The 23,611-nt window shown below is 69.1% G+C and carries 23 protein-coding genes; 13 read left to right on the forward strand and 10 right to left on the reverse strand.

Annotated features, from left to right (window positions below; all coding sequences use genetic code 11):
* The first annotated feature begins 262 nt into the window (after positions 1–262).
* The 8 genes from ACM9HJ_RS27635 to ACM9HJ_RS27670 are packed head-to-tail and all read left to right on the forward strand — an operon-like array spanning position 263 to position 7,759.
* Positions 263–1,108, forward strand: a complete 846-nt coding sequence (locus tag ACM9HJ_RS27635) for a hypothetical protein (protein WP_416575021.1) — start codon at positions 263–265, stop codon at positions 1,106–1,108.
* The gene (locus ACM9HJ_RS27640) at positions 1,105–1,848 is read left to right on the forward strand and encodes a class I SAM-dependent methyltransferase (protein WP_416575022.1); all 744 of its coding nucleotides are present in this window, start codon (positions 1,105–1,107) and stop codon (positions 1,846–1,848) included. Before ACM9HJ_RS27635 ends, ACM9HJ_RS27640 begins: the two co-directional genes overlap by 4 nt.
* Positions 1,841–2,575 (forward strand): polysaccharide deacetylase family protein, encoded by a 735-nt coding sequence (locus ACM9HJ_RS27645; protein WP_416575023.1) that lies wholly within the window; start codon positions 1,841–1,843, stop codon positions 2,573–2,575. Before ACM9HJ_RS27640 ends, ACM9HJ_RS27645 begins: the two co-directional genes overlap by 8 nt.
* Positions 2,572–3,465: a class I SAM-dependent methyltransferase gene (locus ACM9HJ_RS27650; protein WP_416575024.1), complete on the forward strand. Its 894-nt coding sequence runs from the start codon at positions 2,572–2,574 to the stop codon at positions 3,463–3,465. Before ACM9HJ_RS27645 ends, ACM9HJ_RS27650 begins: the two co-directional genes overlap by 4 nt.
* Positions 3,466–3,467: 2 nt before the next feature.
* The gene (locus ACM9HJ_RS27655; RefSeq protein ID WP_416575025.1) at positions 3,468–4,682 is read left to right on the forward strand and encodes a glycosyltransferase family 4 protein; all 1,215 of its coding nucleotides are present in this window, start codon (positions 3,468–3,470) and stop codon (positions 4,680–4,682) included.
* The gene (locus tag ACM9HJ_RS27660; RefSeq protein WP_416575026.1) at positions 4,679–5,404 is read left to right on the forward strand and encodes a polysaccharide deacetylase family protein; all 726 of its coding nucleotides are present in this window, start codon (positions 4,679–4,681) and stop codon (positions 5,402–5,404) included. Before ACM9HJ_RS27655 ends, ACM9HJ_RS27660 begins: the two co-directional genes overlap by 4 nt.
* Positions 5,401–6,621: a hypothetical protein gene (locus ACM9HJ_RS27665; RefSeq protein WP_416575027.1), complete on the forward strand. Its 1,221-nt coding sequence runs from the start codon at positions 5,401–5,403 to the stop codon at positions 6,619–6,621. The genes ACM9HJ_RS27660 and ACM9HJ_RS27665 overlap by 4 nt, the downstream gene beginning before the upstream one ends.
* Positions 6,599–7,759, forward strand: a complete 1,161-nt coding sequence (locus ACM9HJ_RS27670) for a glycosyltransferase (protein WP_416575028.1) — start codon at positions 6,599–6,601, stop codon at positions 7,757–7,759. Before ACM9HJ_RS27665 ends, ACM9HJ_RS27670 begins: the two co-directional genes overlap by 23 nt.
* On the opposite strand, the gene ACM9HJ_RS27675 is transcribed toward ACM9HJ_RS27670, so the two are convergent.
* Genes ACM9HJ_RS27675 through ACM9HJ_RS27690 form a run of 4 tightly spaced genes read right to left on the reverse strand, consistent with a single transcriptional unit; the run spans position 7,732 to position 12,905 of the window.
* Positions 7,732–8,844, reverse strand: coding sequence for a glycosyltransferase (locus ACM9HJ_RS27675; protein WP_416575029.1), 1,113 nt, complete (start codon positions 8,842–8,844; stop codon positions 7,732–7,734). The two genes, ACM9HJ_RS27670 and ACM9HJ_RS27675, sit on opposite strands and share 28 nt — an antisense overlap.
* Positions 8,845–8,846: 2 nt before the next feature.
* Positions 8,847–10,334: an oligosaccharide flippase family protein gene (locus ACM9HJ_RS27680; RefSeq protein WP_416575030.1), complete on the reverse strand. Its 1,488-nt coding sequence runs from the start codon at positions 10,332–10,334 to the stop codon at positions 8,847–8,849.
* 22 nt (positions 10,335–10,356) lie between these two features.
* Positions 10,357–11,544 carry a glycosyltransferase family 4 protein gene (locus ACM9HJ_RS27685; protein WP_416575031.1) on the reverse strand — a complete coding sequence of 396 codons (1,188 nt, stop codon included), beginning with the start codon at positions 11,542–11,544 and terminating at the stop codon, positions 10,357–10,359.
* Positions 11,541–12,905 (reverse strand): O-antigen ligase family protein, encoded by a 1,365-nt coding sequence (locus ACM9HJ_RS27690; RefSeq protein ID WP_416575032.1) that lies wholly within the window; start codon positions 12,903–12,905, stop codon positions 11,541–11,543. Before ACM9HJ_RS27690 ends, ACM9HJ_RS27685 begins: the two co-directional genes overlap by 4 nt.
* Positions 12,906–13,062: 157 nt before the next feature.
* Between ACM9HJ_RS27690 and ACM9HJ_RS27695 the strand changes: the two genes are divergently transcribed.
* Positions 13,063–13,824, forward strand: coding sequence for a metallophosphoesterase (locus ACM9HJ_RS27695; protein WP_416575033.1), 762 nt, complete (start codon positions 13,063–13,065; stop codon positions 13,822–13,824).
* On the opposite strand, the gene ACM9HJ_RS27700 is transcribed toward ACM9HJ_RS27695, so the two are convergent.
* A complete protein-coding gene (locus ACM9HJ_RS27700) occupies positions 13,809–14,612 on the reverse strand; it encodes a WecB/TagA/CpsF family glycosyltransferase (RefSeq protein WP_416575034.1) in 804 nt (267 codons plus the stop codon). The two genes, ACM9HJ_RS27695 and ACM9HJ_RS27700, sit on opposite strands and share 16 nt — an antisense overlap.
* A complete protein-coding gene (locus ACM9HJ_RS27705; protein WP_416575035.1) occupies positions 14,609–16,021 on the reverse strand; it encodes a sugar transferase in 1,413 nt (470 codons plus the stop codon). Before ACM9HJ_RS27705 ends, ACM9HJ_RS27700 begins: the two co-directional genes overlap by 4 nt.
* Before the next feature lie 537 nt (positions 16,022–16,558).
* Between ACM9HJ_RS27705 and ACM9HJ_RS27710 the strand changes: the two genes are divergently transcribed.
* Positions 16,559–17,152 (forward strand): polysaccharide biosynthesis/export family protein, encoded by a 594-nt coding sequence (locus ACM9HJ_RS27710; protein ID WP_416575036.1) that lies wholly within the window; start codon positions 16,559–16,561, stop codon positions 17,150–17,152.
* A 122-nt stretch (positions 17,153–17,274) separates the two neighbouring features.
* Entirely contained in the window at positions 17,275–18,360 is a 1,086-nt protein-coding gene (locus ACM9HJ_RS27715) for a hypothetical protein (RefSeq protein ID WP_416575037.1), read from the forward strand.
* Between the two features lie 165 nt (positions 18,361–18,525).
* On the opposite strand, the gene ACM9HJ_RS27720 is transcribed toward ACM9HJ_RS27715, so the two are convergent.
* Entirely contained in the window at positions 18,526–19,827 is a 1,302-nt protein-coding gene (locus ACM9HJ_RS27720; RefSeq protein WP_416575038.1) for an outer membrane beta-barrel protein, read from the reverse strand.
* Between ACM9HJ_RS27720 and ACM9HJ_RS27725 the strand changes: the two genes are divergently transcribed.
* Positions 19,828–20,025, forward strand: coding sequence for a hypothetical protein (locus tag ACM9HJ_RS27725; RefSeq protein ID WP_416575039.1), 198 nt, complete (start codon positions 19,828–19,830; stop codon positions 20,023–20,025).
* A 133-nt stretch (positions 20,026–20,158) separates the two neighbouring features.
* Positions 20,159–21,292: a nucleotidyltransferase family protein gene (locus ACM9HJ_RS27730; protein ID WP_416575040.1), complete on the forward strand. Its 1,134-nt coding sequence runs from the start codon at positions 20,159–20,161 to the stop codon at positions 21,290–21,292.
* Between the two features lie 51 nt (positions 21,293–21,343).
* Here the strand turns inward: ACM9HJ_RS27730 and ACM9HJ_RS27735 are convergent, their stop codons facing one another.
* The 3 genes from ACM9HJ_RS27735 to ACM9HJ_RS27745 all read right to left on the reverse strand — a co-directional run bounded on the left by ACM9HJ_RS27735 (position 21,344) and on the right by ACM9HJ_RS27745 (position 23,452).
* Entirely contained in the window at positions 21,344–22,222 is an 879-nt protein-coding gene (locus tag ACM9HJ_RS27735; protein ID WP_416575041.1) for a class I SAM-dependent methyltransferase, read from the reverse strand.
* 163 nt (positions 22,223–22,385) lie between these two features.
* Positions 22,386–22,745 carry a hypothetical protein gene (locus ACM9HJ_RS27740; protein ID WP_416575042.1) on the reverse strand — a complete coding sequence of 120 codons (360 nt, stop codon included), beginning with the start codon at positions 22,743–22,745 and terminating at the stop codon, positions 22,386–22,388.
* Between the two features lie 11 nt (positions 22,746–22,756).
* Positions 22,757–23,452: a division plane positioning ATPase MipZ gene (locus ACM9HJ_RS27745; RefSeq protein WP_416575043.1), complete on the reverse strand. Its 696-nt coding sequence runs from the start codon at positions 23,450–23,452 to the stop codon at positions 22,757–22,759.
* Between the last annotated feature and the right edge of the window lie 159 nt (positions 23,453–23,611).

Genomic DNA, 23,611 nt, shown 5'->3' on the forward strand with positions numbered 1-23,611 from the left:
CACCCGGTGGCAGGAGCCGAGATATTGCGCGATGCGCGACACCATGCGGAGGAACCGGGGACAAGGTCAAGCCGGAACGGTTGCAGTCGCCGCGGCCCGGCCAACGTGGCGTTTCAGCCCCCATCCATCATCAGGCTTTGACCTGTCCTCAACTTATGGCAGCTTGCCGCGAACCCGCGCCACCCGCGCGCAATCCGGCGGCGGCCCCAAGATCAACCCAGTGATCGGCAGACATTCCGTTATCCTATCCTGTGAAGTCGCCATGCCTGATCTTGACCGATGTGTGACCCTGCTTGTCGCGGCCGGCATTCCTTCCGGCATCGAAAAGGCCGATCTGATCGATCCTGCCAAGGTCGCCATCCGGCTGGCCGGCGGCAGGGGCTTTGTGAAACTGGCGATGCATCCCCATGCCAACGCCCTGATGCACCGCGAGGTCGCCGCCTATGCCGGGCCGCCGCCCTGTGCCCCGTTCCGCCGGCCCGGCCTTCTGGGCAGCCATGATCATGGCGACTGGGGGGCGATCTGGCTGACCTTCGAGCCGGGGCGGGTGCTGACCCGCTGGAATGCCCTGTCGCCCCGTCCCGGCCCCTATGAGGGGGCACCGTCAGGCCTGCGGCCGGTGCGCGCGATCCTGCATGATCCCCTGCCGCCCCGGTTCGAGAAGCACCGGTTGCGGCTGCTCGACCGTTTCGCCGATGAGCCGGTCCGCTGTGGCCCCATCCATGGCGACTTCGTCTATTGGAACGTGCTGGACGGTCCCGCCGGGCCGATGCTGCTGGATTACGAGTATTTCGAGCCGCAGGCGCCCAGCAGCCAGGACCGCCTGCAATGGACGCTTCTGCCGCTTCTGCGGCGGGCCGCCCTGTGGGGAACGGTGCCGTCGGTCCTGGCGGGAACGGCGGTGGTGCCGCTGGCCACGCTGCTGCTGCCGCGGGGAACCGCCCGTCCGGCGCTGGAACTGGCGCTGTTCCTGCTGCGCTATGCCACCCGCCTGGAGGAGCAGCAGGCGGAGCCGGACATCGCCGATCTCTACGCCCGCCCCACGCGCCGTATCCAGCAGCGGCTGCTGGCCCTGATCGACGGAATTCTGGGGAGGGTCGTTCCATGATCGGTTCGCTTGTCCCGGCCTATCGCCGCCTGCAGAACATCGTGCTGCCGGAACGCGCCCTGGTCCGGTCCTTCATCCACCGTCATCTGGCCGACGGCGGGGAACCGTCCGTCCGGCTGGGCTTCGATCTGGGGGCCGGCACCGCCCCCTTCGCCCGGCATCTGGAACAGGTCTGGCCCGGCCTGCGCATGGTGGCGGTCGATGCCGTCGCCGATGACCGGGCCGAACTGGTCGCCGATGCCTGTTTCCTGCCCCTGGCCGACGGGGTGGCCGACCTGGTCACCGCCTTCCACCTGTTGCAGCATGTGCCGGACACGGGCCGCGCCCTGGCCGAGGCGCACCGGGTGCTGAAGCCGGGCGGGATGCTGCTGGTCTCCTTTCCCTTCCTGTGCGGGGCGGGCCGCAGCCGCGACCTCTGGCGCTGGACGGTGGCGGGCATGGCGATGGACCTGCGCAATGCCGGCTTCACGCCGGTGGCCGCCGAATGCCGGGGCGGGCCGTTCCTGCTGGTCACCTCGCTTCTGGCCGACCTGCCCGGCCGCCTGCTGGTCGCGCACCGGCGCGGCTGGCGATCCGGCCGGGGGGCCGGGGATGCGGCCCTGCTGGCGCTGGCCTTCGGCCTGTCCCTGCCCTTCCAGCTTCTGGGCTTCGCGGCGGCGGCCCTCGACCGGCTGGTCTCACGCGAACCCGCCCTTTATGTCGGGGCCACGATCCTGGCCCGGAGGGACGGCGATGCCTGATCGCGTGCCGTTGCGCCTCACCACCTCCTGGGACGATGGCCACCCCCTGGACCGCCGTGTCGCCGACGAACTGGCCCGGCGCGGCCTGCCCGGCACCTTTTACGTGCCCCGCCACAATGTGGAGGGGCGGCCCGTGATGGCCGCCGCCGATATCCGCGCCCTGGCCGCCGAGGGGTTCGAACTGGCCGCCCATACCAGCGACCATGTCCGGCTGCCCGGCCTGTCCCGTGAACAGGCGCGACGCCAGATCGAGGAGGGGCGGCACTGGCTGGAGGATGTGCTGGGCGCGCCGGTGCGCGGCTTCGCCTATCCGGGCGGGCATCCCGGCCGCTGGGGCCGGGCCCTGGCGCGCGAGGCGGGTTTCACCTATGCCCGCACCACCCGCATGCTGTGCCTGGAGCCGGGTCCCGACCCGTTCGCCATGGGCACGACGGCCCAGATCTTCCATCACGGCCTGCCGGCCCTGCTGCGCAACTGGCTGCGCCATGGCGGCGGCGGCGGCCGTCTGGGCGTGCTGTCCGATCTGCGATCGGGCGCGGGGCTGCCGGCGGCCATGGCGGTGCTGTTCGCCCGCGCCCGCCGGCAGGGCGGCGTGCTGCATCTCTGGTCCCATTCCTGGGAGATCGAGCAGCGGGACCTGTGGGCGGCGTTCGATGATATCATGGCCATGGCCGCCGATTTGGTGCCGGCCGATGGCCGCCTGACCAATGAAGGGGTTTCCCGATGATCCGGTTCCTGGCCAAGGTAGCGGTCCAGCGCCTGCTGGGGGCGGTCCCCTTCGGCCCCGCCTTCTATCAGCGCCAGCAGACCCGGCGGATCCTGTCCCCCTCCGATGTGCTGATCAATATCGACAGCAAGCATGCGGAGGCCCTGTCGCATCTGCGCCTGATGCGGGAAGCCGCGGGCGTGGCCCCGTCGGATGTGGCGGCGCATCTGGAGATCGGCAGCGGCTGGCTGCCCGTGATCCCCCTGACCTTCCGCCGCCATGGCATGGGCCGCCAGATCCTGACCGATGTCACCGCCCTGCTGTGCCGGGACAAGGTGCCGGACGTGGCCCGCCGCCTGACCGGGATCGACGGGGCGGCCCCCCATCCCCATATCGGGGGCGACGGGACCGTCGATGATCTGCTGGCCGCCGAGGACATGGTCTATCACGCGCCGGCCCACGCGCCCTTTCCCGTGCCGTCGGGTTCCGTCGATCTGGTGACCTGCACCCAGGTCCTGATCTATCCCCCGCCACCCGTGGTGCGGGCCATGCATGAGGAGGCGGCGCGCTGTCTGCGGCCGGGCGGGCTTTATCTGGCGACCATCCAGCTCGATGATCTTTACGCGATTGCCGATCCGCGCCTGTCGCGCTTCAATTTCCTGCGCTATTCCAGCGCCGCCTGGAAGCGCTGGTTCGATAACCGTTTCACCCCCCTGAACCGGTTGCGCCCGTCCCAGCATGCGCGCCTGCTGGACGGCCTGCCCTTCGAGCGGCTGGTCTGGCGGGTGGATGGCGGCGGCCCGGCGGAACTGGCGGAACTGGCCCGTATCCGGCCCCATGGCGAATTCGCCCATCTGCCGCCGGAGGACCTGGCCGCCACCAACCTGACCTTCCTGCTGCGGCGGGTCTAGGCATGCGCATCCTGCTCTCCGCCTATTCCTGCAATCCCGACCGGGGGTCCGAGCCGGGGGTGGGCTGGGGCTGGGCCACCGCCCTGGCCGATGCCGGCCATGAGGTCGATATCCTGACCCAGGCCGGCAACCGGGCCGCGATCGAGGCGGAACTGGCGCTGCGGCCCCGGCCGCGGCTGCGCTTCCACTGGCATCAGCTGCCGCCGGCGGTCCACCGCCTGAAAAAATCATGGGGCGGTCTGAGTGTACGGCTGCATTACATCGCCTGGCAGGTCAGCGCCGTGCCGGTGCTGCGGCGCATCGCGGCCGAGCGGGGCAGCGACCTGGGCCATCACGTGACCTTTGCCCAATACTGGTCCTTCTGCGGCCTGTCCAAGGCCGGCCTGCCCTTCATCTGGGGTCCGGTGGGCGGGGGGGAGCGCACCCCTGCCGCCTTCTGGCCGGATCTGGGCGTGCGGGCCTGCCTCTACGAGGCGGTGCGCGCCCTGCCGGGCCGGGGCGGCTTCATGCGGTCCACGGCGCGCGGCTGCCGTCTGGCAGTCGCCTCCACCCCGGAGACGGCGGCCTGCCTGAAGGCCCTGGGGGCGGCGCATCCCCTGACCGTGTCGCAGGTGGCCCTGAAGCCCGCCGATCTGGATCACCTGGCGCGGATGGCGCCGGTTCCCCCGGCGGGGGGGCCCTTCCGCTTCATCATCCTGGGCGATCTTCTGGCGCACAAGGGTGTGCATCTGGCCCTGTCGGCCCTGGCCCGCCTCCAGGCCGACTGGCGGCTGGCCGTGATCGGGGACGGTCCCTGCCGGCGGCGGCTGGAAGACCAGGCCCGCCGCCTGGGCATCGCCGGCCGGGTCCGTTTCCATGGCGCCCTGCCGCGCGCCCAGGCCTGGGCGCAGCTGGGCGAGGCCCATGCCCTGCTGTTCCCGGCCCTGCATGACAGCGGCGGCATGGCGGCGGCCGAGGCGATGGCCGCCGGATTGCCGGTGATCTGTCTGGCCCTGGGCGGGCCGCCGGGGCTGGTGGTGGAAGGGACGGGCTTCGCCATGCCCGCCCCCGATCCCGCCACGGCCATCGCCGGACTGGCGCAGGCGGCACAGCGGCTGATCGACGAGCCGGACCTTTGGGCCCGGCTGTCGGACGGGGCGCGGACCCATGCGCATCGGACCTTCACCTGGCCGGCCCGCGTGGCGGCGATCTATGGTGCCCTGGAGACCGCGTCATGACCCATGCCATCCTGGTCTATCACCGGATCGTTGAGGGCGCTGCCGAGCGGTTCCATGACGTGGCCGTGGCGACCTTCGAGCGGCAGCTCGACCAGCTTCTGGCCCTGGGCGCCCGGATGGAGGCGGCGGGCGGGCCGCTGCGCCTGGGCGACGGGCGGGGCCTGTTCATCACCTTCGACGATGCCACGGCCGACCATGCCCTGGCCGGCGCCCTGCTGGAACGGCGCGGCCTGCGTGGTGTGTTCCTGGTGCCCGCCGGCCGCCTGGGGGAACCGGGGCGGCTGACGGCCGCGCAGGTGACCGAACTGGCGGCGGCCGGCCACATCATCGGCGCCCATGGCCTGACCCATGGGCGGTTTGACCGCATGGAGCCGGCCGAGCTGGATCATGAACTGTCCCGGTCCCGGTCGATCCTGGCCGGCCTGGCGGGGCGGGAGATCGACTGGCTGGCGCCGCCGGGTGGCCTTTGTCCGCCCGGTCTGGCCGACCGTGCGGCGGCGCACGGATACCGGATCGTCCGCACCATGCGCTGGGGCCTGGCCGACGATGACCTGTCGGGCCTGCTGCCCGGCCTGCCCGTCACCAGCCGCACCACGCCCGAGGCCTTTTCCCGGCTGCTGGCGGGCAAGGGCATGATCCGGCTGGCGCGCATCAAGGAACTGGTGAAATCCGTCATGGGAGAGGCCCTGTGGGATGCGCTGCGCGAACGGTGGCGGCGATGACCCGCACCGACCTGCTGGCCGGACTGCTGCGCGCGGCCGAGGCCAGGAGCTGGCCGCTGGCCCGCCTGGACGGAGCCGCCGCCGACGCCCCGCTGACCGGAAGGGATGCCGATCTGCTGGCCGCCTGGCACCCCTGGGCGCAATGGCGCGAACTGGTCCTGGAGGTGGCGACGCCGCTGGGCTGGCAGCTGGTCATGTCGGTACCGAAAGGAAGCTGCCTGCTGTTGTTCCTGGCTCGTAACGATGCTGGGGAGTTCCTGCAGGTCGATCTGCACCGGGCCTTGAGCGCGCGCGGCATTCCCTTCGCCGATCCGGCCCGCCTGTTCGCGGCATCCCGGGTCGAGGAGGGTGCGCGCCGCCTGGACGGGCAGGATGCGCGCAGCGTGCGGGCCCTGGAATACAGGCTGTCGCATGGCCGGTCGCGGTCGGCCGATGCCCATGTGACGCCCGCCCATCAGCGGACCGCCTTCGGCATTCTGCCCCCGGGCCGTCTCTCCGCCCTGGCCATGGCCCTGCTGTGCCGGCCGGCCCTGGTGCTGCGGCTGGTCGCGGCGAAACTGGCCGACCGGTGGGCGCGCCGGCGGCGACCGCCGGGGGTGCTCTGGGCGCTCAGCGGTCCCGACGGTGCCGGCAAGACATCGCTGCTGGACAGTCTGGAATGGACCATCCCGCGGCAGCTGGCCAGCGGTGTCCGCATCCTGCATACGCGGCCCTTCCTCTGGCCGCGCCGGTCGCAGGCCCTGGCGCCGGTCGCGGGCACGGCGGCGGAACGGCCGCATGGAAAGATCCGGTCCTGGCTGCGCTGGGGCCTGGCCTGGCTGGATTTCCGCCTGGGCCACTGGCTGCATGTCCGCCCGCATCTGGTGGCGGGCCGGCTGGTGCTGTTCGACCGCTACGGCTTCGATTACATCGTGGCCCCCCGGCGGCGCGGCATCGACCTGGGGGACGCGGCCGTCCGGCGGCTGGCCGCCGCCGCCGCCCCGCCGCTGGGGGCCCTGTTCCTGGTTGCCGACCCGGCGGAACTGGTGCGCCGCAAGGGCGAGGCGACCCCGGCGGAGGCGGAGCGGCAGGTGGCGGCCTATCGTGCCCTGGCCGCGACCACCGCCAACGCCCTGCTGATCGATACGGGGGAGCAGGTGCCGGCGGCGGTGACGCGGGCCGCCCTGGTCCATATGGTGGAGGTCATGGCCGACCATGCGCGTTCTGATCATCCATGAACGGTATCGCCATCGCGGCGGCGAGGATGTCGCGGTCGATGCCGAACTGGCCCTGCTGCGCCGGGGCGGCGTCGAGGTCGATCTGCTGCTGGAGGACAACCAGCGGGTCCAGGGCGGGCTGGGCGTGGCCCGCCACCTGATCTGGTCATCAGAGGGCCATGCCGCCGCCACGGGGGCGATCCGCCGCTTCCGGCCCGACATCGTGCATGTCCACAACACCTTTCCGCTGCTCTCCCCCTCGGTGCATGACGCGGCCCGGGCGCTGGGTGTGCCCACCGTCCAGACGCTGCATAATTTCCGCCTGCTCTGCGCCAATGCCCTGCTGCTGCGCGACGGGAAATCCTGCGAGGATTGCCTGGGCCGCCGCGTGCCCTGGCCGGGGGTGGTCCATGCCTGCTACCGCGACAGTGTCGTGGCCAGCACGGCCATGGCGGCGCTGATCGGCGCGCACAACCTGCTGGGCACCTGGCGGCGCAAGGTCGACCGGTTCATCGCCCTGTCCCCCTCCTCGGCCCGGACCCTGGTGGCCGGCGGCCTGCCCGCCGACCGTATCGTCATCAGCCCGCCCGTGGTGCCCGATCCGGGCCCGGAGCCGGCTGGCAATGACGACCGGGCTGGTGTGCTGTTCGTGGGCCGCCTGTCCCCGGAAAAGGGGCTGGCCACCGTGCTGGAGGCCTGGCGGCATCTGCGGGTGCCGCTGGACGTGATCGGCGACAGCCCGGCCGAGGGCGGTCCTTCGCTGGATATTCCGCCGGGCGTGCGTTTCCTGGGCCGGCAGTCGCCGGCGGACGTGTCCCGGGCCATGGCGCGGGCCGCCCTGCTGGTCTTTCCCACCCTGTGCCGCGAGAATTTCCCGCTGGTGGTGGCCGAGGCCCTGGCGCACGGTCTGCCGGTGCTGGCGTCATCCGGCGGGGCGGTGGAAAGCATGATCGAGGAAGGCGTGACCGGTCACCTCATCCCACCCCATGAACCGGCGGTCTGGTCACGCAAGATCGCGGAACTGACGGGTGATCCGGCCCTGTTGCGCCGGATGGGCCGGGCGGGGCGCGCCGCCTATGAAAGCCGCTATGCCCCCGCCCATATCCTGGCCGGGCGGCTTGCCCTCTATCGTCAGGTGCTGGACGGGCGGGCGGTGTAGATCGCGTGCAGGATCGACCAGGCGGTGGCGGCCCCGTGCCGGCGCTGCGTGGCGGCGGCGGCCAGGGCGGCCCGTGCCTGCCGTTCCGCGGCCGGGATGGCGATCAGTTCCGCCAGCCCGCCGGCGATGGAACCGGCATCCGGGCCCGTCCAGCGCGCCACGGGCGCCAGGTCGCGCATGTCGCGCAGCCCGTCCGTTTCGGTGAACAGGGCCGGCAGGCCGCAGGCCAGCGCTTCCAGGGCCGCGATGCCCAGCCCTTCGCGCAAGGACGGCATGGCGAAGATGTCGCCCGCCCGCAGCAGGCCCCGCACATCATCGACAGGCCCCAGGAAACGCACCCGGTCCGTGACGCCCAGGGCGGCGGCGGCGGCCTTCTCCTCCCTCTCCAGCGGGCCGGAGCCGGCATGCAGCAGCAGCGGATCGTGTCCCTGGTCCACCAGCCGGGCCACCGCTTCGATCAGGGCCGTATGGTTCTTCACCGCCATGCAGGACCCGACGCAGACCAGCGCGACCCTGTCGGGGCCCAGCCCGAATTGCCGGCGCGCCTGTTCCCGCTCCCCGGCGGACGGGGGCTGGAAGCAGGGATCGATCCAGGCGGGGACAAAACCCGCCGGATTGCCGAACAACCGGGCCTCGTTGGCGATGACGGAGGCGGAATGGGCGGTACCGGTCACGCCGAACAGGTGGCGAAGCGCGGCCCGCTGCAGCGCCCGCCGCCAGCGCAGCAGGCCCTGGAAGGCGAAGATGGCGTGGAAGGTCCGCACGATCCGGCGCGTGCCCGCCGCCCAGGCCGCCGCCGCGATCCAGAAGGACGCGCGCTCGCAATGGATATGCACCACATCGAACCGTTCCCGCCGCAGCCAGCCGGCCAGATGCCGCAGGAAGGCGGTATCGCGGCTGAAGGGGATATGGTGCAGCGTATAGCCGGCGGCGGCCAGGCGCGGTGCGAAGGGGCCGATATCCCCTTCCCCGGTGGACAGGATGGTGGACCGCACCCCGTCCGCCGCCGCCAGCGGCCCCGCCACTTCCAGCATCCGCTCCGCGCCCGAGGGGGCCAGGGCCGCCAGCACATGAAGAACCCGCATCTCTACCGCTCCAGGAACCGCATCAGGCGTCCGGTCAGGCCGTGGCGCCCCCTATCGAAGGCCAGCGTGTCCCCCAGCGCCCGGTTGACGATCAGCCGCCGCAATTCCCGCGAGGGATGGAACGCCACGCAAAGCGCCAGGGCCACGGCCCCGGTCGCGATGGCGGCCAGCAGGGTCAGGAGGGCCGGCGCCGGCGCCAGGAGGTCGACCGTCACATGGATGGCCAGCCCCACCAGGGGGGCGGGCAGGAAGGCCAGCCCCAGCCGGGCGAAGGCGTCGCGCCAGCGCGCCCCGCAGGCATGGGCCGCCGCCATGACCAGGGGGACCAGGAGCAGCGTATCGGCAAACACCAGGATGCGGGCCGTCTGCGCCGCCCCTTCCGGGCGGACGATGGCCAGCAGGGCCGCCAGGACCAGCAGATAACCCGTCTGTATCACGCCCCGCGTCCCCAGCCGTCCCCCGCCTTCCAGCAAGGTGCCGCAGATATGGCCCACGCTGCGCAACGCGGCCCACAGCGCCAGCCAGAAGACGGGTCCGGCGGCCGGTGCCCATGCCGGCCCCAGGGCCACCGCCACCAGCGGCCCGGCGGCGGCGGCCATGCCGGCGGCGATGCAGGCCACCAGGAAAGGCAGCAGCAGCAGCACCGACAGCCAGGACCGGCGCAGCCGGTCGCGGTCCCCGTCCAACCGGCTGAAGGCGGGAAACAGCACCTGGCCCAAGGTGCCATAGAGCATTTCCAGCGGGATGAGGGTCAGGACCAGGGCCCGGTCCCACAGGCCCGCCGCACCGGTGCCCGCCAGGAGCAGCACGATGATGGGCAATGTGTGAAGGCCGGCGCTGTCCAGGATGCGCAGCAGCGAAAACCCCCAGGCCCGCGACGCCAGGGCGCGCAGGCGCGACGCGGTGAAGCCGGCCGGCCGGACGGGATGGCGGACACGGGCCAGGACCAGGGCCGCGATCACGCCCGATTGCGTCAGCGTGCCGGCCACCAGGCTCCAGGGGCCGAAGCCCGCCCAGGCCAGCGGCAGCGCCACCAGCCCCTGTCCCAGCACCATGGCCGCCAGATTGATCAGGCCGATCGTCCGGAAATCCAGATCGCGCCGCAGCAGGCCCAGGCCCGTCTGCGCCGCGGCGTTCAGCAGCATGCATGACGCCATCACGCGCAGGATGGCGGTCACATGCGGATCACCGCCCCCCAGGGACGGGGCCAGAAGCCAGACCGCCGCCACGAGGGCGGCATTGACCAGGAGGGCGATGGTGAACAGGACCGGCGCATCGCGGCCCCGGTCGAAATCGGGCTTCTGCGTCGCCGTCTGGGCGATGCCGAGATCGGACAGATACTGGAGAAGGCGCATCCCCGCCGTCGCCGCCGCGACAAGACCATAGTCGGTCGGTGCGAGAAACCGGGCCAGCACGGCGGCCAGCAGGAACTGGAGAATGGCGCCCGCCCCGGCCAGCCCGAAGGACCAGCGCAGCGACCGGCCGATCACCGCCCCGGTTATCCCCCCGCCCTCAGTCATGGCGATGGGCGAGCTGTGCGAAAATCTCTTCATACAGATCCGTGGTCCGCGCGATATCGAACCGTTCGCGCACGGCCGTCCGGGCCGCCTCTCCCAGCTGGCGCCGTTGCCGTTCGTTCCGGCCCAGCCCCGCCATGGCCCCGGCAATGGCGGCGGGCGAACGCACATCGACCAGCATGCCGTATTTCCCCTCCCCCAGCACCCAGGGAACCGCACCGCTATCCTGTCCGGCGATGACGGGCAGACCCATGAAGCCGGCTTCGATCAGTGTCATGCCGAACGACTCCTCAAGCGAAGGGTGGACCAGGATGTCGATCTCGCCGCCCAGCAAGGCCATGGCATCCGTATGGGTCCGGTGGCCGAGAAACACAATGCCGGCATCCAGGCCGCGGGATCGGGCCCATGAAGCCGCCGGCCCGGCCGGGCCGCACTGTTCGCCGATCATCAGCAGACGGGCCTGCGGCAGCTCCCGCCGGAGCAGGGCGAAGGCCTCGATGAGGGTCGACCCGTTCTTCGGGCCTTCCCAGCCGCCGCTGAACAGGCTGCCGAATGTCGGGGCGGCACCTGGGCTGCGCGGCGGCGGGGCCTGGAACAGGGCGGAGGGCAGGCCATTGGGGATGATGTCGATGGCGCCGCCGCGAAAGCCGAACCGGCGCAGATGCCCGGCGACATAAGGGGAAACGGCGGCCAGGCGCTGTGCCCCCCTGCACGCGGGATAGGCCATGGCGGTGCGCACCATGCGATAGGGAATGAAGTTATGGCGCAGAATCCGCCAGGGCGCATCATGGGCCGTGACGACGTGCGGAATGCCGCTGGCGATGGCGGCCAGGGCGAATTCGTACGTCCAGTGGGCGCTGAGGATATCGGGCCGCTCCCGCCGCAGGGACCGCAACAGGGCCAGCCGTTCCTGCCGGAAACAGGTCCGGCCCCGGTGCCGCCCATAGGGCAGGATGCAGATTTTCAGACGGTCGGTTTCAAGGACGAGCTCCGCCCCGACGCCGGCATCGAAGGTGAACAGGATCACCCGATGGCCCCGCCTGAGAAGTTCACGCGTGTGCAGGTGGACCGGTGGCCCCCCCAGCCCCCGCAAAGGGCCGCCCGCAGCCAGATCGGCGGGAAACAGATCGCTGAAATCGCCCAGGAGGACCGGCCCCAGGACGCCGATGACCGGATTGTTCACGGCAACCCCACCATTCTGACCGGGGCGGTGCCGGCCGCGCGGGTGCCGTAGCGGCCCGCCACCGTGCCGATGATCGCGGCCCAGGTCACGGCCACGGCCGGGATCTGCATGCTGAAATCCACCGTGGCATGGACGGCGACCAGCAGGGTCGCCGACAGGGCCAGGGCCCGCAGCAACCGGTCGTTCGGCCGCCGGTCGCGGCCCAGCAGGCAATGGGCGGCAAGCGACAGGATGGCCAGCAGCAGCAGGCAGGCGGCGGGGATGCCCAGTTCCAGGGCCTGTTCCAGATAGGTCTGGTGCGCCTCCGTCCAGACCTGCGCGATATCCGGGGTCCGGGCCATGGCCATGACGGCGGGGAAGCTGCCCAGCCCGTGGCCCAGCCAGGGCCGTTCCGCGATCAGGCCGGCCACGGTCCGATAGATGCGCTGCCGGTCGGCGATATCCCCCCCCGGCGTGGCCGGCACAAGGCCGATCAGGACCATCATCAGCCCCACGGCCCCCAGCCCCAGGACCAGCCCCAGGACCAGCCGCTGCCGCGCGGGCCGTCCCGCCAGGAACAGCAGGACCGGATAGGCCGCCAGGCCGGCGATCATGGCCAGCATGCCGCCCCGCGATTCCGTGGCGGCCAGCGCCAGGACCATGGCCAGCCCGCCCAGGGCGTAAAGGCCGGTCGTCCGGTCGAAATTGCGCAGCGGGCGGATCACCCCCTCCTCGTCGCTCAGCCGGCGCAGCACCGATGTCAGCGCGCATAGAATGCCCAGGCCGGCGAAGGTGGCGTAGCTGTTGCGGTTCACGAAGGTGCTGGTCAGCACATCCTGATAGGCCCATTTCTCCATCCACAGGATGCTGCGGGCCCCGGTAACCTGTACCCACAGCCCGTAAAGCGCATAGGCGGCCCCCGCCAGGGCCAGCAGATCGACAAGGCGCCAGGCCCGCCGGCGCGAACCGGCATGCAGGAAGGCCAGCCAGACGATCCCGGCATAGCAGAGCAGGCGCAGGATGCCGGCGAAGGCGGCGGAGGGTGACAGGCCGATCCGCCCCGCGACCGCCTGTTCCGGCGCCAGCGCACCGGCCACCCCGGCCCAGAGCGGGTGGTGCCAGTCCCGCGGCAGGCCGGGCACGGTTTGCAGGACGGCCCAGGCCAGGCAGGCCCCGAACAGGGCCAGCGGCAGCGCCAGGGCCCGCACGGACAGGACGGGCGCATCCGGTTCCCGGCGCAGCACCAGCGGCCAGGCCAGGCAGAGCAGCCCCACCACCAGGGCCAGCAGGGTCCAGGTGACGGGCCGGTTCGATCCCAGCGGCAATGGCGACAGCAGCAGGATGCCGGCGAACAGCCTGAAATGGATGTGTCTTGCCAACATTGCCGCCGCTGCCGCCTTCGATGACCAACCGACCGCCATCATGGCTTTGCAGCAGGATGGGGCAAGGCCGTATATCTTGCCGCGTTACCGGTTCCAACCCTGCTGGCAGTTTTTCCCGACCATGCGTTTCCTGCTCGATGCGTTTTCCGCCAGAATCATGAGACGGGCCCCGCCGGCGGGGCCCCCACCCCGATCCGGCCCGCCCGCCGTTCCCGACGGGCTGCGCGTCTATGCGGTCGGCGATATCCATGGCGAAAGCCGGTTGCTGGAACGCATGCTGGAGGCGATCCGCGCCGACGCGGCCGATCATCCGCCATCGGCCACCATCCTGGTCTTCCTGGGCGATTACATCGATCGCGGACCGGATAGCCGGGGCGTGCTGGACATCCTGGCCGGGGACCCGCTGCCCGGATGCGGGGTCCGTCACCTGGCCGGCAACCATGAGGCGGCCCTGGTCGATTTCCTGGATGGCCGGGCCGGCGGCATGGACTGGCTGGCCTTCGGCGGCATGGAGACGGTCGCCAGCTATGGCCTGGCCCCGCCCCGGTCACCGACGCCGGCCCTGCTGGCCCGGCTGCGCGCGGAACTGCCGGACAGGATGCCGCCGGCCCATCTGGATTTCCTGCATGGGCTGGACCATTCCTGCGCCATCGGGGATTACGGCTTCGTCCATGCCGGCATCCGGCCCGGCCGGGCCTTCACCGAGCAGAGCCCTGTCGATCTTCTGCGCATCCGCGAACCGTTCCTGTCCGATCCACGCCCGCATGACCGCGTGATCGTCCACGGGCATACGATCACGGCCGCGCCCGAGAAATTGCCCAACCGTATCGGCATCGATACGGGCGCCTATGCCACCGGCATCCTGACGGCACTGCGGCTGGTGGGCACCGAACAGGGGTTCCTTCAGGTCCGGCGCTGATCGCCGGCCCCCTGCCGGCGCCGGCGCATCTCCTCCGCCAGGGCCAGGGCCATGAAACGCGGCAGCGTGCGCGCATAGCGCCCCGCCAGCCGGCGCGGTTCCGACAAAAGCCGGAAAGCCCATTCCAGGCCGATCCGGCGCAGCCAGCGCGGGGCCTGCGGCTTGACCCCCGACAGGAAATCGAAGGCGGCGCCGACACCGCACAATAGCGGGGCCTGCAAATGCGGCCGGTTGCGCGCCATCCACAGTTCCTGGCGCGGTGCGCCCAGGGATACCCAGACGATGTCCGCCCGGGCGTCGTTGATCAGCGCCCGGTGGGCCCGGTCCGCCGCCTCGTCCCAGGTGCCCATGGGGGGCGAGAAGCTGCCCGCGATCAACAGGCCCGGATGCCCGTCGGCCAGCCTGCGCGTCAGCCGGTCCAGCACCTGCGGGGTGGAACCGAAAAGGAAATGGCGCAGCGGCCGCTCCGTCGCGGTGACGCCATGGGCCATCATGGCCTGCATGAAGTCCGGCCCGTAGACACGCCCGCCGGGCAGGCCGCGCCAACGCTCCATCCAGACGAGCGGCATGCCGTCGGCCCCGACAAAACCGGCACCGGCCAGCGCCCGGCGGAAAGCCGGATCGTCGCGGGCGGCCAGGATGGAGCGGGCATCGGCATGGCAGAGATAGGTCTTTTCCCCCCGGCGCAGCCATTCTGCCGCCAGGGCCACCGCATCGGGCAGGGTCAGCACATGCACGGGAATGCCCAGGATCGGTGTCGTGGGCGGCGGGGCACCGGGGCCGGTCACCAGGCCCCCCGGCCCCGCATCACCTCGACGGCCGTGCGCGCCAGGATGTGGATGTCGAGCCAGATCGACCAGTTGCGCACATAATAACCGTCCAGCCGTTCCATCTCCTGCATCGGCAGGGCGCTGCGCCCCGATACCTGCCACAGGCCGGTGATGCCGGGCCGCACCTTGCGGCGCAGGGCGCAGGCGTCGGGCGTCAGCGCGTCGAGATGATAGCCGGGCAAGGGACGGGGGCCGACAATGCTCATCTCCCCCTTCAGCACGTTCAGCAGCTGCGGCAGCTCATCGATGCTGAACCGGCGCATCAGGGCCGCGATGCCCGGGATCAGCCGCGGATCGTGGCGCAGTTTCAGCGTCGCCGTCCATTCGGCGCGGGCAGCGGGCGATTCCGCCAGCAGGGCGGCCAGCCGCGCCTCGGCATCGGGATACATGCTGCGCAGTTTCAGCACCTGGATCGGCCGGCCGTTCAGCCCCTGGCGCTGCTGGGCATAGAAGACCGGGCCGGGCGACAGGACCAGCAGACCCGCCACGAAAGGCAGGCAGATCAGCGCCGCCAGGGGCAGCAGCACCAGCACCAGCAGCAGATCCATCACCCGCTTCACGGCCCGGTTCCAGGGCAGCAGCAGGTTGCGCTGCATTTCCAGCCCCAGCTGTCCCCCCAGATCGCGCGAGGCGACCCACTGGCTCTGCGTGTTGGTGAGGCCGCAGGCCAGCACCACCTTGCGGAAGGGCAGCCGGTCGGCATGGGCCAGGACCGACAGGTTCAGCCCGTCGGAGGTCAGCAGGGCCAGATTGACGCCGGGCGGCGCCGATGAAGGTGCGGTGTCCGCTTCCAGGACGGGCACCCAGCCAAGCTCGGGATGGGCGTTCAGTTCCGCCAGCAGGCGCGCCCGCTCGGACGGCGGCCCCAATACCGCGACCGGCGTTCCCCACAGGTTCCGGCGGATGAGGAAGTGCCGCACCAGCGCATCGCCGACCGGCATCACGATGACGGCCAGGGCGCCGGTGATGAGCAGGATGCCGCGTGACCATTGCCCCCCCTGCGCCACATGGTCGAACAGCAGCATCGAGGCGAAGAAGGTCGCGGTCACCGTCACCCGCGTGCGCAACCGCTCCACCCCGACCCGGCCATATCCCGGCGTCAGGCCGGCGGCCATGTAGAGCAGGGGAAGGAACAGGACCATGATGTGAATGCTGTGGAAGAGGCTGGGATTGATCCCGATGGGCATCCAGACGGCCATTTCCTCGCGCAGCATCGTGGCCAGGCTGGTCAATATCTGCAAAAGGACGCTGTCCGCGACAACGATCAGGAACGGGACCAGCAGAGGATGCCCTTCCGGACGATCCAGGGCGATGCCGCCGGGGCCCGTACCCGCCAGGCCCCCGATGGCGGCGGCAGGAGGCTCCACTCTGGACTCCAACGACATGTCGGCAGGCATCCGTACCCTCATCCCCGTCAGCCAGGCCGTCGGACATCACGCAGGCGGGTGCCGCGGAGCCGACATGCTCTTGTCGCCGGAAATATCGGTTTCCCGATCGCTTCTAATGACTTGGGCGCATCGTCGGTCTGTTCGGGCCAAGAATATCTTGCCCAGGACAGCCGTTGCAATAAATTTATGGGCGCTGTCGCTAGGAAAAGTTGTGATCTCCGCCGGGCGGGAAAGGGATGGCGCCTTCCATTAATGGGCGCAGACCAGTCCTTGTTTCGCAGCAGTAAATCCCGATCTGTCCGATCATGCATTTCACATTCGGACATACCCCGGTTTCGACGATATTCCTTTATGTGGCCGGGTTCGCGGGGGATTGCCGCCGGGCGGTTGATCCCATGGCGCTGTCGCATGTCCGCTGGGCCCGACGATCAGTTCTTCAATGATTTGACAGGCGCCCGTCCTGTATGGTGGCTTTCACCACCACCCTGCTTCCCCTCAATCCGACCCTGGTGCCTGATGTCCGCTTGTCGCAGAATTTCCGGCCTGTTCGCTGGTTTGGCCGTCACGTCGCTGATCCTGACCGGCTGTCAGCAGACAGTGGGGAGCTTCCCCGACGAACAGGCCCCCAGCGCCGCCATCAATGCCACCGAGGGTTATCAACTGGAGCCCGGCAACCGTGTCCGCGTGACCGTGTTCAACGAAGCGTCGCTGAGTGGCGATTTCACGCTGGACCCGATCGGCAATATCAATATGCCCCTGGTCGGCAATGTCCCCTCGGCCGGACTGACCGGCAAGCAGCTGGCCACCCGCATCGAGGAATATCTCTCCCGCAACCGGTTCGTGCAGTCGCCCAATGTCTCGGTGGAGGTCCAGACCTTCCGCCCGTTCTATGTGATGGGCGAGGTCCGGCAGCCCGGCGAGTTCCAGTACAATTCCGGCATGACGGTGCTGAGCGCCATCGCCCGGGCCGGCGGCTACGATTACCGCGCCCGGATAGAGGAGGTGGTGCTGGTGCGCATGATCGACGGCAAGCAGGTCGAATATCGCGCCAATGAACGCACGCCCATCCTGCCGGGTGACATCATCAAGGTTCTGGAGCGGCGCTTCTGATCATTCCAGCCCCGCACAGGGCTGCCAGCCGGTGGCGTCTCGTCAGGACGAGGCTTGCAGCTTGAGCCGGCGACGGAATACGCGTAAGTTGTACCTGTAATAATTTATCAAAGGTTGAAGCCATGCGCTTGGCCCGCTCCCTCCTTCTGTCGACCGCCCTGGTGGCCTCCGCGCTGACCATGCCCGCCATGGCGCAGCAAACCAGCAGCGCCCAGGCGCTGCAGGCATTGCCGCCGGCCCTGCGCGCTGCGGTCCAGACCGGCAATGGCCAGGCAGTGCAGCAGGCCATCCAGACCCTGTCCGGCGGCAATGTGCAGCGTCAGGGACAGCTGGCGTCACAGGTCGTGCAGGCGGCGGAACAGCTTCTGGCCACCAATCCGCAGGCCGCCGTGAATGCCGCTGGTGCGGCACTGGAGGTTGTGCGCACCAACGCCGTCCAGACCGGCGCGCCGCAGCAGACGGAAACGGTAGTGACCACCGCCGCCCGCATCTTCGTCAACCCGGCTGCCATCCAGGTGGCCCCGACCCAGGTCGCCGGCCTGGCCGGTACCGCCGTCGCGGTGGCACAGGCCACCGGCAACCCAACCCTGGCCGCCAATGTGGCATCGCAGGCGGTCAGCGTCGCGGAGCAGGTGGTGAACAGCAATCCGGCCGCCGCGGTACAACTGGCCGCTGCCGCCGTGCAGGCCGTGCAGTCGACCAGTGTGCAGAATGCCGCCCCGACCCAGACCATGCAGGTGGCCACCACGGCCGCCCGCATCGTGGTGCAGCCGGCAGCCCAGCAGGCGGCCCCGGCCGCCGCCGCGTCGGTCGCGACCACTGTGACCCAGGTGGTCACGAATCCCGTCGTCTATCAGACGGCGCCGGCCGCCGCTGTGCAGGCCATGTCCAATTCCTACAGCACGGTGACCAGCCAGACCGTCGCCGCGGCGGCACCGGCCGCGGCCCAGACAGTTACGCAGACCCTGAACCAGGCCAGCACCAGCACCCAGCTGTCGCAGTCCAACGCCGCCAATTCGGCCCAGGTGAACGCGATCCTGGGCGGGCAGGCGGTCACCCAGCAGCCGACGGCGCAGACCGCCGAAACGCAGCAGAACACCACTCAACAGAACACGACGCAGCAGCAGCAGCAACAGCAGAACAATAACAACAACACGCAGCCTGTTGTCGTGGAGCCGCCGCCGGTCTTTACCGCCAGCCCGAGCTGAGCGGCCGCCGACAGACATCAAAAGCCCGGAGATGCTGCTGGCATCCCCGGGCTTTTTTATTGGCCGATATTCGCGGGTCGTGTCCGGCGGCCTGGCTGCGCCGCCCGTGCGGCGGCGGCAGTCGCCGCGCCGGCCCCAAGGGTCGAATATGTCGACCCTATGGTCTCAGAGCTGGGCGCCGACGCGGAACAGCACGACGGTCTGGTGGAAGGCTTCGGAGTCAACCTTGCTGGTGCGTTCGCGATAACCAGCCTCGGCGCCGACATAGTAATTGGGTGACAGGAACCACTGCCCGCGCACGCGGCTGTCATAGCTCCAATTATCGCGGGTGGTGCCGCGATATTTTTCGCTATAGGCGCTGCCGATGGCCGTCAGGATGATATTGCGCTGCAATTCGTGCCGGACCGTCAGGCTGCCGCCGGTCCGGACCATGCCGGAAGCGCTGACCGTCGTGGTTTCCTGGATCGACCGCTCCAGCGTCGGAATGACCACGGTCATGCGGCTGGGGGTCCAGTTGAAGCTGGCCTTCATCGAGAAGCCGCTGATCGTATCGAAGCGCGCGTCCTCATAGTTCTGGTTCATATAACCGACCAGGAAATCACCGCGAACCAGCTCGCTGATATCCACGCCGATACCGGCCCGCAGGGTGCTGCCATGGCTGGAACGGTTGTAATTCTGGTCGTCCAGCCGGTCGTCATACTTCCGGTCATTGACCGACCCTTCGACCACGGCGCTGTAACCGGGGAAAATCTCATAGGACAGTTCGGTCGACAGGCGCAACTCGTCACGGTCGCGGTCATCCTGGTTGATGGTGGCGCCATTGGCGCCCTCGACATCCCGGTAGTCACGACGGATCGCCTCGCCATCCACCTTGAAGCCGAAACGGCCGGTGGTCTTCTCCGTCCCGAACTTCGCCGTGCCGGTGCGCAGCTGCGTCTGTTCCTTGCCGCCGGCCTCATCGGGGCTGCCACGATCCTCATGGGTCTGGCTGGCATCCAGGATGCCCGTCAGTTTCCAGTTCCTGTCGATGTCATACCGGCCATCCGCGGCCAGGGTGAAATCGAAATGATCATCGTCCGTATATTCGCGATAGAAGGATTGTTCGGCCTTTGCCGTCAGGTTCAACTGGTGATTGGTGAACCGGGAGCGGAACTTGACCTCCGGCGCGATGCGCGTGATCCAGTCGGAGCGACGGTCCGTGGCGGACGCGAACATGTTGTCGTTGTAATGCTGGGAAACATCCAGCACGGGCAGCATCAGGAACGACCCGAATTCGATCCCCTTGGCCTGGTAGGATTCAGCCGGCCCCTCCGCCACCTCTTCCGCGCTTCTGGACTGGGTTTCGGCAGCCAGGACGGGAACGGAAACGACCAGGGAGACAGCGCTGCCGAAGATCAAGGCCCGCAGGGACGAGCGCATAGGGTGCCGGGACATCGTGCCCACGCCACACAGGAAGACTTTGTTCATATGGGCAACCTTGATCTTGGGATCAGCGAGATATTCCATGCTCAAAATATCGATAAACCACTGACGCCAGCAAGTTGTTTTCAATGTCTGGTGGTCTGCCATGACGATCAGCACCGCCTTTCGATGAAAGAGGTCGACAGCCTGTTGTGTCGCCGCCACACCGCGCGTGCGGCAGGCAAATCAGTTTGTCATCCATAGCCTGATATAAGGTCCATCCGCGTTCAACCCACGGGGATAGGCCCTGAGTGGCGACATGCCATTTCCACTTCGACCATGTCCGGTCCCTTTCCGGGCGGCCGCCAAATCCGGGTCCAGCAAAGACAGAAGCGGCATGAGCCTTCCCACCCCCTGTTTCAGCCTGCTGGCGCGCATGGTGGCGATCGCGACGGGAGCCCAGGCGCGGCCGGATATTCCAGCACCGGTCGACTGGTCGGATTTTGTCCGGCTTTGCCGTCAGCACCGTGTCGCGACCCTCGTCCTGCCGGTTGCAAAACAATGGAATGGCATGCCCGGGCAGGTGCTGGCCGACATCACCGCCTTGGCACGGGCCAACAGCATGGCGGCCCTGACCCGCATGGCGGAACTGGCCGGGCTTCACCGGCTGTTCGCCGCCGCCGGCATCCGGTTCCTGGTGCTCAAGGGGATTCCGCTGTCATGCCTGCTTTACGGGGATCCGGCCCGTCGTGGCAGCGGGGATATCGATCTTCTGGTCGCGCCGGCGGATTTCGCGGCGGCCGCGGAACTGCTGCGCGGCCATGGCCATGCCCTGCTGGACGGAATGCCCACCCTGACAGGGGACCCAGGGCGGGATCACCCGGTCCGTGATCTTGGCCTGCACCGCAACGGCATCCTGATAGAGCTTCACCAGCGGTTGACGGGAAACAACCACCGGCTGCCATTGTCTTTCGACGAACTGCATGACCAACGGGCGACCGTGATGGTGGCGGGGTCCCCCATACCGATCCCCGGCCCCCCGCATCTGGGCCTGTACCTGTTCGTGCATGGCGCCAGTCACGGGTGGGAGCGTCTCAGCTGGCTGGCCGACCTTGCCATGCTGTGTCGCGACGCCGGGGCCGCGGAACAGCTTTACCGTCAGGCCGCCGGACAGGGAATGGCCAAGGCGGCGGAACAGACCTTCGCCCTTCTGCGGTATCTGCTCGATTGTCCGTTGCCGGACCTGCCCGGCCCCGCCAAACCCTCATGGCTGGCGCTGCGCCTGGCGCAGGGTCATGCGGGCCGCCGGCGCGACAAGGCATGGCTTGTCCATGTGCTGGGCATGCGCTGGCAGATCTGGCGATTGCGCCGGGATCCGGGCAGCTTCCAACGGGAACTGGCCTATGATTTCCGCAATCCGGCCGGAAACGCCGCTATCCGGCTGCCGCCGGGACTGGCCTGGCTGATGCCGGTGCTGCGGCCGTTCGGCTTTGTCTGGCGCAACCTTCTGCACCGCGATGGCGACCGCTGAGCCCGGGTCGGGGACCGGGCGTCATGGAGCCTGTGCACAAGCGGCGGATGGTCATGCCTGTGCCGGCCGGGCGATCAGCAAAGCCATGTGCCCGATCCAGCCCGCGGGCAGCAGCCTGACCAGCAGGCGCCCCAGCACGTTCAGGCGCGGTTGGCTGCTGCCGTCATACCGGGCGACCAGGGTGCCGAAAATCTGATAGAGCCGGTCGGGGGCGTTGAGCAGATGGAAAGCCTCGATCCGGAAGCCGCCCCGCTCGATCAGGTGGCGGATCTGCGCCGTATCATAGCGATATTCATAAAATCCGACGCCCGATCGGGGATCGAAGCGATATTTGACGGCGACGCCGGGCCGCCGCCCCCGCCGGATGGCTTCCATCCGCTGCCGTTCGACCGCGACCGGATAGCTGACGGGCGGACGGCCCATCAACCGGCGGACCCGGTTGCTGCCATAGAGCCGGTAGAAAATGGCATCCTTCACCTGCTCCAGCCGGAAGGACAGGTTCCCGTGCGGAACGGTCAGGAACATGACGCCATCGGGTTTCAGGACCCGGCGCATCTCGGCGATCGCCTTTTCCGGCCCCTGGAACAGATGTTCGATCACCCCCAGCGACAGCAGGGCGTCGAAGGCCCCGTCGGCATAGGGCATCGCCTCCACATTTCCATGATCATAAGGGATATCCGGCCATGCCGCGCGGAAACGCTCCACATCCGCGGCACTCAGTTCGATACCCGTGGCGGCATAACCCAGGCTTGTCAGCGCCCGGACCCAGCGGCCGGACCCGGCGCCGGCCTCCAGGATCGACCCGGCGGCGGGCACCAGCGACCGTACGAAGGGCATCAGCTCGTCCGTTTCACAGGACGCGACCATGCTGTCCAGATCCTGCCCGGTGAAATCGAAGACCACGGTATCGGAGATCAGGCCATCAGACATGCGCGGGGTCATTCCTGTGTGAAGGGGCCTGTGTGAAGGGGCCCCCTGTGTGAAAGGAGCCGGAACCTGCTCCGGCCGATCCGTCCGGTTTGCGATCGTATATGAACCCAACCCGATAGAAGGGGGAAGCGTCTCATGATGGCGGGGACCGGGGGCTCCCGATCTAGTCCCGTGCCGCCAGCTCCCGCTCCAGGGCGGCCACGGCATGTTCCAGCACCTCGCCCAGCACCCAGCCTTCCCGGTCGGCGATGGCGAGGAACGTGTCGATCGTCTCCTGCCGGGCGCGGATGTTGAACTGCACATTGCGGCCGGTGCGGTGGCGCCGCTGTTCACGCCTCGGCGGCGGGGGCGGCGGCACGGGGACGGGCTTCGCCTCCCGGCTGGGGAAGCGGGCGGCTTCCGACACGGCGCGGATCGCGTCGGCCGGCGGGGCCTGGATATCCTGCGGGGACTTGGGCATGAAGCCGGACAGGTCGAGCGGATCGGCCTCGTCCCCGAAAATGCTGGCGCGGGTCTTGCTCATTCCATTGCCCTTCATGCCGACAGGGTGGCCACGGGCGCCTTGATGCCGCCCTTCAGGACGGCCACCACCTCGGCCGCGAAGGCCAGCGCGTTGGTGGCGGCCGCCTTGATGTTGGTGACCTGGGTCGGGTCCAGGTCGGCCAGCGTGCCGCCATAGGCGAAGATGGCGCGGAACGCGTCGCGCTCATGCAGTTGGGTGTCGAAGACCGGCACGTCGTTCTCCGCGAATTCCGCCGCGATGCTTTGCAGGGAGCGGGGCTTGATGGCGGCGCTGGTGCGGGTGAACAGGACCGCGAACGGGATCTGCCGGCGGAAGGCGCGTTCCTGGCTGCGCACCAGCCGGATGGCCTTCACCGCCTCCCCCGCGTCCAGCTGCGATCCCTGGCTGGGGATCACCACCAGGTCGGCCCGGCTCATGGCATAGCCGACCATCATGGAGGCCGTGCCCTCCAGATCGACGATGACGAAGGCGGTCTGCTGAGCCGCCTCGTCGATGGCGTCGGTCACACTCTCCTCCGTCACCTCGGCCAGCACGGTGAGGTTGGCGGGCTTGCCCGGCAGCCGCGCCCAGCGGGAGACCGGCTTGTTGGGGTCGGCATCGATGATGGTGACGCTGGCCCCCTGCCCCGCCAGGGCCGTGGCCAGCAGGACCGCGGAGGTGGATTTGCCGGCCCCGCCCTTGGGGCTGGCAAAGACGATAGTGGGCATGGTTGGACCCGATGGTTTCAGTCTGCGATCAGAATGATATCAGATAGTGATCCTGCTTTCATCATGATATTAATCAGATATTGTTGATATCTGGCTGATATCCGTTATTCATGCGTAAGCAATGGCATAACATGTTGATATCTACTTGATATCATATAT

This window comes from Niveispirillum sp. KHB5.9, assembly GCF_048066115.1.
In the GTDB taxonomy this organism is placed as follows: Bacteria; Pseudomonadota; Alphaproteobacteria; order Azospirillales; family Azospirillaceae; genus Niveispirillum.

Coding starts and splice junctions, on each gene's coding strand:
- ACM9HJ_RS27635 (WP_416575021.1), top strand. CDS start 263: ATGCCTGATCTTGACCGATGTGTGACCCTGCTTGTCGCGGCCGGCATT.
- ACM9HJ_RS27640 (WP_416575022.1), top strand. CDS start 1,105: ATGATCGGTTCGCTTGTCCCGGCCTATCGCCGCCTGCAGAACATCGTG.
- ACM9HJ_RS27645 (WP_416575023.1), top strand. CDS start 1,841: ATGCCTGATCGCGTGCCGTTGCGCCTCACCACCTCCTGGGACGATGGC.
- ACM9HJ_RS27650 (WP_416575024.1), top strand. CDS start 2,572: ATGATCCGGTTCCTGGCCAAGGTAGCGGTCCAGCGCCTGCTGGGGGCG.
- ACM9HJ_RS27655 (WP_416575025.1), top strand. CDS start 3,468: ATGCGCATCCTGCTCTCCGCCTATTCCTGCAATCCCGACCGGGGGTCC.
- ACM9HJ_RS27660 (WP_416575026.1), top strand. CDS start 4,679: ATGACCCATGCCATCCTGGTCTATCACCGGATCGTTGAGGGCGCTGCC.
- ACM9HJ_RS27665 (WP_416575027.1), top strand. CDS start 5,401: ATGACCCGCACCGACCTGCTGGCCGGACTGCTGCGCGCGGCCGAGGCC.
- ACM9HJ_RS27670 (WP_416575028.1), top strand. CDS start 6,599: ATGCGCGTTCTGATCATCCATGAACGGTATCGCCATCGCGGCGGCGAG.
- ACM9HJ_RS27675 (WP_416575029.1), bottom strand. CDS start 8,844: ATGCGGGTTCTTCATGTGCTGGCGGCCCTGGCCCCCTCGGGCGCGGAG.
- ACM9HJ_RS27690 (WP_416575032.1), bottom strand. CDS start 12,905: ATGTTGGCAAGACACATCCATTTCAGGCTGTTCGCCGGCATCCTGCTG.
- ACM9HJ_RS27695 (WP_416575033.1), top strand. CDS start 13,063: ATGAGACGGGCCCCGCCGGCGGGGCCCCCACCCCGATCCGGCCCGCCC.
- ACM9HJ_RS27710 (WP_416575036.1), top strand. CDS start 16,559: ATGTCCGCTTGTCGCAGAATTTCCGGCCTGTTCGCTGGTTTGGCCGTC.
- ACM9HJ_RS27715 (WP_416575037.1), top strand. CDS start 17,275: ATGCGCTTGGCCCGCTCCCTCCTTCTGTCGACCGCCCTGGTGGCCTCC.
- ACM9HJ_RS27720 (WP_416575038.1), bottom strand. CDS start 19,827: ATGAACAAAGTCTTCCTGTGTGGCGTGGGCACGATGTCCCGGCACCCT.
- ACM9HJ_RS27725 (WP_416575039.1), top strand. CDS start 19,828: ATGGGCAACCTTGATCTTGGGATCAGCGAGATATTCCATGCTCAAAAT.
- ACM9HJ_RS27730 (WP_416575040.1), top strand. CDS start 20,159: ATGAGCCTTCCCACCCCCTGTTTCAGCCTGCTGGCGCGCATGGTGGCG.
- ACM9HJ_RS27735 (WP_416575041.1), bottom strand. CDS start 22,222: ATGTCTGATGGCCTGATCTCCGATACCGTGGTCTTCGATTTCACCGGG.
- ACM9HJ_RS27740 (WP_416575042.1), bottom strand. CDS start 22,745: ATGAGCAAGACCCGCGCCAGCATTTTCGGGGACGAGGCCGATCCGCTC.
- ACM9HJ_RS27745 (WP_416575043.1), bottom strand. CDS start 23,452: ATGCCCACTATCGTCTTTGCCAGCCCCAAGGGCGGGGCCGGCAAATCC.